Genomic DNA, 4601 nt, shown 5'->3' with positions numbered 1-4601 from the left:
GCCCGCCTCGCCGCCGGTCGCCGGTCCCGTCGCCCAGGCGCCGGACATCGCCCGTTCGGAAGAGGCCCTGCGCCGGGTCATCGCCGCCTTCCAGGCCAATCAGATCGACTATTCGGTGTTCAGCACCGACATGGCCGAGCAGATTCGCGCCCAGTCCGGCGCGGTGGCGCCCCTCATCCAGCAGTTCGGCGCGCTGAAGACGATCGAGCATCGCGGCCAGCAGAGCGGCGCCGACATGTTCCGCGTGGTGTTCGAGAAGCAGGCCACCGACTGGGTCATCGCCTTCGACGACCAGGACCAGATCGCGGCCCTGCTGTTCCGTCCGGCACAGGACTGAGGGCGCTCTCCGCACAGCCCTCCTCCCCCATCCCTTCGCCGTCATCCTCGGGCTTGACCCGAGGATCCAGCTATTCGCGCGCCCGACCTCGGAAACAGGAGCGCGACGCCGCCTCTGATCCTCGGGTCAAGCCCGAGGATGACGGAGGGGGGTGGAAACCTAATCCAGCGACGGCTTGCCGCGTCCGCTCTTGATCGAGGATCGGCTGGACTTGGCCTGCAGCCGACGCTCCTTGGACGCGCGCGTCGGCCGGGTCGGCACGCGATAGACCGGCTTGATCGAGGCCTCGGCGACCATGGCCTCCAGCCGTTCGACGGCGTCCGCCTTGTTGCGCTCCTGGGTGCGGAAGCGCACGGCGCTGATGACGATCACCCCGTCCAGCGTCAGGCGGCTGCCCGCCAGCTTCATCAGCCGCGCCTTCACCGGCTCGGTCAGGCTGGGCGAGTTCTTCACGTTGAACCGCATCTGCACGGCGGTCGAGACCTTGTTGACGTTCTGCCCGCCCGGTCCGCCGGCGCGGAAGAAGCGGAACTCCAGCTCGTCTTCAGGAATGCGGCTCATGACGCGTCTCTGCGCGCCCGCACCACGGCGGCGTCCAGCGCCTGCAGGAAGCGCGAGCGGTCGGCGGCCGAGAAGGGCGGCGGCCCGCTGGTCGGCACGCCCATGGAGCGCAGGTGCTCGCCGATCATCCGCCCGGCCAGGGCCGAGCCGATGGAGTCGGCCGTGAATAGCTGGCCGTTCGACTTCAGCGCCTGGGCGCCCGATTTCAGCACCCGGTCGGCCAGCGGAATGTCGGCGGTGATGACGATGTCGCCGCGCTGGGCGCGCTCGGCGATCCAGTCGTCGGCGACATCCGGCCCGGCGTCGACGATCACCTGTTCGATCAGCGGCTCGCGCGGGGTGTTGATCCAGGCGTTGGACACCACGAAGACCTTCAGCCCGCAGCGGCGCGCCACGCGGTACACCTCCTCCTTCACGGGGCAGGCGTCGGCGTCGATGTAGAGGGTGGTGGCCATGACAGGCTTATGGCGCCTTTTCCTCCCCATTTCATGGGGAGGGGGACCACGAAGTGGTGGAGGGGCCAGCGCGACCGGCAGCCCCTCCGTCACGTCGCCTTTCGGCGCCGCGCCACCTTCCCACAAAGTGGAGAGGAGAAGCGCGCTCAGTCTTACGCCACGCCGTCGCGGATGCGCTTCAGATCCGGCGCCAGGGCCTCGTCCGTCAGCATGGCGATGGCTTCCTCGACCGTGACGATCGTCTGGGCCTGGGAGCCGAAGCGGCGGATGGCGACCTTGCCTTCCTCGGCCTCCTTGCGGCCGACCACGGCGATGGCGGGCACCTTGGCGACCGAGTGCTCGCGAATCTTATAGTTGATCTTCTCGTTGCGCAGGTCGATCTCGGTGCGCAGACCCGCCGCCCGGAACTTGGCCAGAACCTCTTCGGCGTAACCGTCGGCGTCAGAGGTGATGGTTGCCACCACGGCCTGCGTCGGCGCCAGCCATAGCGGGAAGGCCCCGGCGTAGTTCTCGATCATGATGCCGATGAAGCGCTCGAACGAGCCCAGGATCGCGCGGTGCAGCATGACCGGACGGTGCTTCTGGCCGTCCTCGGCGATGTAGGTCGCATCCAGACGCTCGGGCAGCACATAGTCCAGCTGGATCGTGCCGCAGGTCCATTCGCGGCCGATGGCGTCCTTGACGATGAAGTCCAGCTTGGGCGCGTAGAAGGCGCCGTCGCCCTCGGTGACGACCGGCTCGGTTCCGGCGGCGCGGGCGGCTTCCAGCATCTGGGCCTCGGCCTTGTCCCAGAATTCCTCGGTGCCGGCGCGCAGTTCGGGGCGGGTGCCCAGGCTGATGTATTTGGTCTCCATGCCCAGGTCGGCGTGGACCGAATAGGCCAGCTTGATGAACTCGGCCGTCTCCTCGACGATCTGGTCCTCGCGGCAGAAGATGTGGGCGTCGTCCTGGGTGAAGCCGCGCACGCGCATCAGGCCGTGCAGCGAGCCCGACGGCTCATAGCGGTGGCAGGCGCCGAACTCGGCCATGCGCAGCGGCAGTTCGCGATAGGACCGCTGGCCCTGATCGAAGATCTGCACGTGGCCGGGGCAGTTCATCGGCTTGAGGCTGAGCGTCTCGCCCTCGACCGTCTCGCAGACGAACATATTGGCGCGGTACTTGTCCCAGTGGCCCGAGGCCTCCCAGAACTTGCGGTCCAGCACCTGGGGCGTCTTGACTTCGACGTATCCGGCGGCGTCCAGACGGCGGCGCATATAGGCCTCCAGTACGCGCCACAGCACCCAGCCCTTGGGGTGCCAGAAGACCATGCCCCGGCCCTCTTCCTGCATATGGAAGAGCTCCATGGAACGGCCCAGCTTGCGGTGGTCGCGCTTCTCGGCTTCCTCGATACGCAGCAGATAGGCGTCCAGGTCTTCCTTGGTCGCCCAGGCCGTGCCGTAGATGCGTTGCAGTTGGGCGCGGTTGGAATCGCCGCGCCAATAGGCGCCCGCCAGCTTGGTCAGCTTGAAGGCCTTGCCCACGAACTTGGTCGTCGGGAAGTGCGGCCCCCGGCACAGGTCGGCCCATTCCCCCTGCTTGTAGACGGTGATCGTTTCCGTCTCGGGCAGGTCGCGGATCAGTTCGGCCTTATATGCCTCGCCGATCTTTTCGAAGTGGGCGATGGCCTCGTCGCGGTTCCAGACCTGACGCTCCAGCGGGGCGCCCCGGTCGATGATCTCGGCCATCTTCTTCTCGATCTTCGGGAAGTCGTCGGTCGAGAAGGGCTCGTCGCGGGCGAAGTCGTAATAGAAGCCGTCTTCGATGGCCGGGCCGATCGTCACCTGGGTGCCGGGGAACAACTCCTGCACGGCCTGCGCCAGCACGTGGGCGGCGTCGTGGCGGATGGTCTCCAGCGCCTCGGGGTCGTCGCGCATCAGCAGGCGGAAGTCGCCGTCGCCGTCGATGACGCGGTCCAGGTCGCGCTGCTCGCCGTTCCAGACGACCAGGGCCGCCTTCTTGGCCAGCGAGGGCGAGATGGCGGCGGCCACGTCGCGGCCCGTCGAGCCGGCCGGATACTGACGCACGGCGCCGTCGGGGAATTTCAGTTCGATCATGACGGTCGTTCTTTTTCGGTCTTGGCGGGCGGAACGGGATCATAGCCCGAACCGCCGAAGGGATGGCATTTACAGAGGCGCCGCACGGTGAGCCATCCCCCCCGCAGCGGACCGTGCTGGATCAGGGCGTCGCGCCCGTAATCCGAACAGGTCGGCATGAACCGGCACTGCTGGCCGATCAGGGGGGACAGCGTCAGCTTATAGCCCCGATGGGCCGCGCGGACGCTGCGTTCGTAGAGAGACATCGGTCCCTTCGCCGGGGGCTCTGTTTCGGGTTCGTCGCGCTTATCCCTCTTCACGGCAGGGGGATCAACCGACGCGCCGTTCAGGCCGCGCCGGCGAGACGAGTTCGCGTATCGCTCTGGTGTTTGGCCAACGCCTGCTGAGCCGCCTCCAGCGTCGCTTCCAGCGCCACCATGGTCGAGGCGTGGCGGGCGGGATAGTCGGCGACCTGCTTCAGGACGCGTAAGGCTTCGAAGCGGCCCTCGGGACCGTCGCCGCCGGATTTCAGCATGGCGGACATGGCGTCGCGCGCGGCCTCGATCTCCTCAACCGAGGCGCCAAGGACGTTTTCCCCGACCACGCCCGCCGCCGCCTGACCCAGGGCGCAGGCCTTGACTGTCTGGGCGAAGCCGCTGACGCGGCCGTCCGCGTCCAGCACCACGTCGACGATCGCCTTCGACCCGCACAGCTTGGCGACCCGCTCGGCCGAGCCTTCGGGCGCAGGCAGGCGCCCGCTGTGCGGCAGGTTGGCCGCCAGCGACAGAATGCGCGCGCTGTAAAGGTCGTCGATCACGGGATGAAGATAGGCCCTCAAGGGCGGAAGGTGAAGAGAGGCGACGCTTCTCCCTCCCCTTCATGGGGAGGGTGGTCGCGCAGCGACCGGGTGGGGAGGGCTGGGTCATGAACGCGGCACCTGGATAGCCAAGCCGCCCCCACCCGACCTCGCCCTGAAGGGCTCGGCCACCCTCCCCATGAAAAGGGGAGGGAGAAAGTCGCGTTCTATCCGCCCTGCAGCGACGACCACGTCCGCGCGGTCGGCGACGTTTCAGCCACGGCGGGAGAGGGCGTCTGCCCCGGCTGCATCCGCGCGGCCAGCCAACGCAGGTTCTGGTCCGCCGCTTCGGGCGGCAGGTCGCGGCGCAGGATGGCCTC

At 68.0% G+C, this 4601-nt stretch carries 6 protein-coding genes; 1 reads left to right on the top strand and 5 read right to left on the bottom strand.

Features of this window, described 5'->3' with window-relative positions:
- A partial coding sequence (locus tag BDIM_RS14125) for a hypothetical protein (RefSeq protein ID WP_050796742.1) occupies nucleotides 1-337 on the top strand: 337 nt, incomplete at its 5' end.
- A gap of 159 nt (nucleotides 338-496) precedes the next feature.
- Here BDIM_RS14125 and arfB read toward each other — a convergent pair.
- The 5 genes from arfB to BDIM_RS14100 form a co-directional block, all read right to left on the bottom strand.
- Nucleotides 497-898: an alternative ribosome rescue aminoacyl-tRNA hydrolase ArfB gene (gene arfB, locus BDIM_RS14120; protein ID WP_003166269.1), complete on the bottom strand. Its 402-nt coding sequence runs from the start codon at nucleotides 896-898 to the stop codon at nucleotides 497-499.
- Complete coding sequence (locus BDIM_RS14115; RefSeq protein WP_003166268.1) at nucleotides 895-1353, bottom strand: YaiI/YqxD family protein; 459 nt, start codon at nucleotides 1351-1353, stop codon at nucleotides 895-897. The genes arfB and BDIM_RS14115 overlap by 4 nt, the downstream gene beginning before the upstream one ends.
- Nucleotides 1354-1505: 152 nt before the next feature.
- Nucleotides 1506-3446 carry a threonine--tRNA ligase gene (gene thrS / locus BDIM_RS14110; protein ID WP_040346299.1) on the bottom strand — a complete coding sequence of 647 codons (1941 nt, stop codon included), beginning with the start codon at nucleotides 3444-3446 and terminating at the stop codon, nucleotides 1506-1508.
- Nucleotides 3443-3691 (bottom strand): membrane protein insertion efficiency factor YidD, encoded by a 249-nt coding sequence (gene yidD, locus BDIM_RS14105; protein WP_040346297.1) that lies wholly within the window; start codon nucleotides 3689-3691, stop codon nucleotides 3443-3445. The genes thrS and yidD overlap by 4 nt, the downstream gene beginning before the upstream one ends.
- 80 nt (nucleotides 3692-3771) lie before the next feature.
- Nucleotides 3772-4242 (bottom strand): iron-sulfur cluster assembly scaffold protein, encoded by a 471-nt coding sequence (locus BDIM_RS14100; protein WP_003166266.1) that lies wholly within the window; start codon nucleotides 4240-4242, stop codon nucleotides 3772-3774.
- Between the last annotated feature and the right edge of the window lie 359 nt (nucleotides 4243-4601).

Origin of the sequence: Brevundimonas diminuta ATCC 11568 (assembly GCF_000204035.1) — a bacterium.
Lineage (GTDB): Bacteria > Pseudomonadota > Alphaproteobacteria > Caulobacterales > Caulobacteraceae > Brevundimonas > Brevundimonas diminuta.
The sequence above is the reverse complement of the archived record's forward strand: the minus strand, read 5'-3'. Positions and strand labels throughout refer to the sequence as shown.

Excerpts from the sequence above, each read along its gene's own strand:
- arfB (WP_003166269.1), bottom strand. The coding sequence starts at position 898 with ATGAGCCGCATTCCTGAAGACGAGCTGGAGTTCCGCTTCTTCCGCGCC.
- BDIM_RS14115 (WP_003166268.1), bottom strand. The coding sequence starts at position 1,353 with ATGGCCACCACCCTCTACATCGACGCCGACGCCTGCCCCGTGAAGGAG.
- thrS (WP_040346299.1), bottom strand. The coding sequence starts at position 3,446 with ATGATCGAACTGAAATTCCCCGACGGCGCCGTGCGTCAGTATCCGGCC.
- yidD (WP_040346297.1), bottom strand. The coding sequence starts at position 3,691 with ATGTCTCTCTACGAACGCAGCGTCCGCGCGGCCCATCGGGGCTATAAG.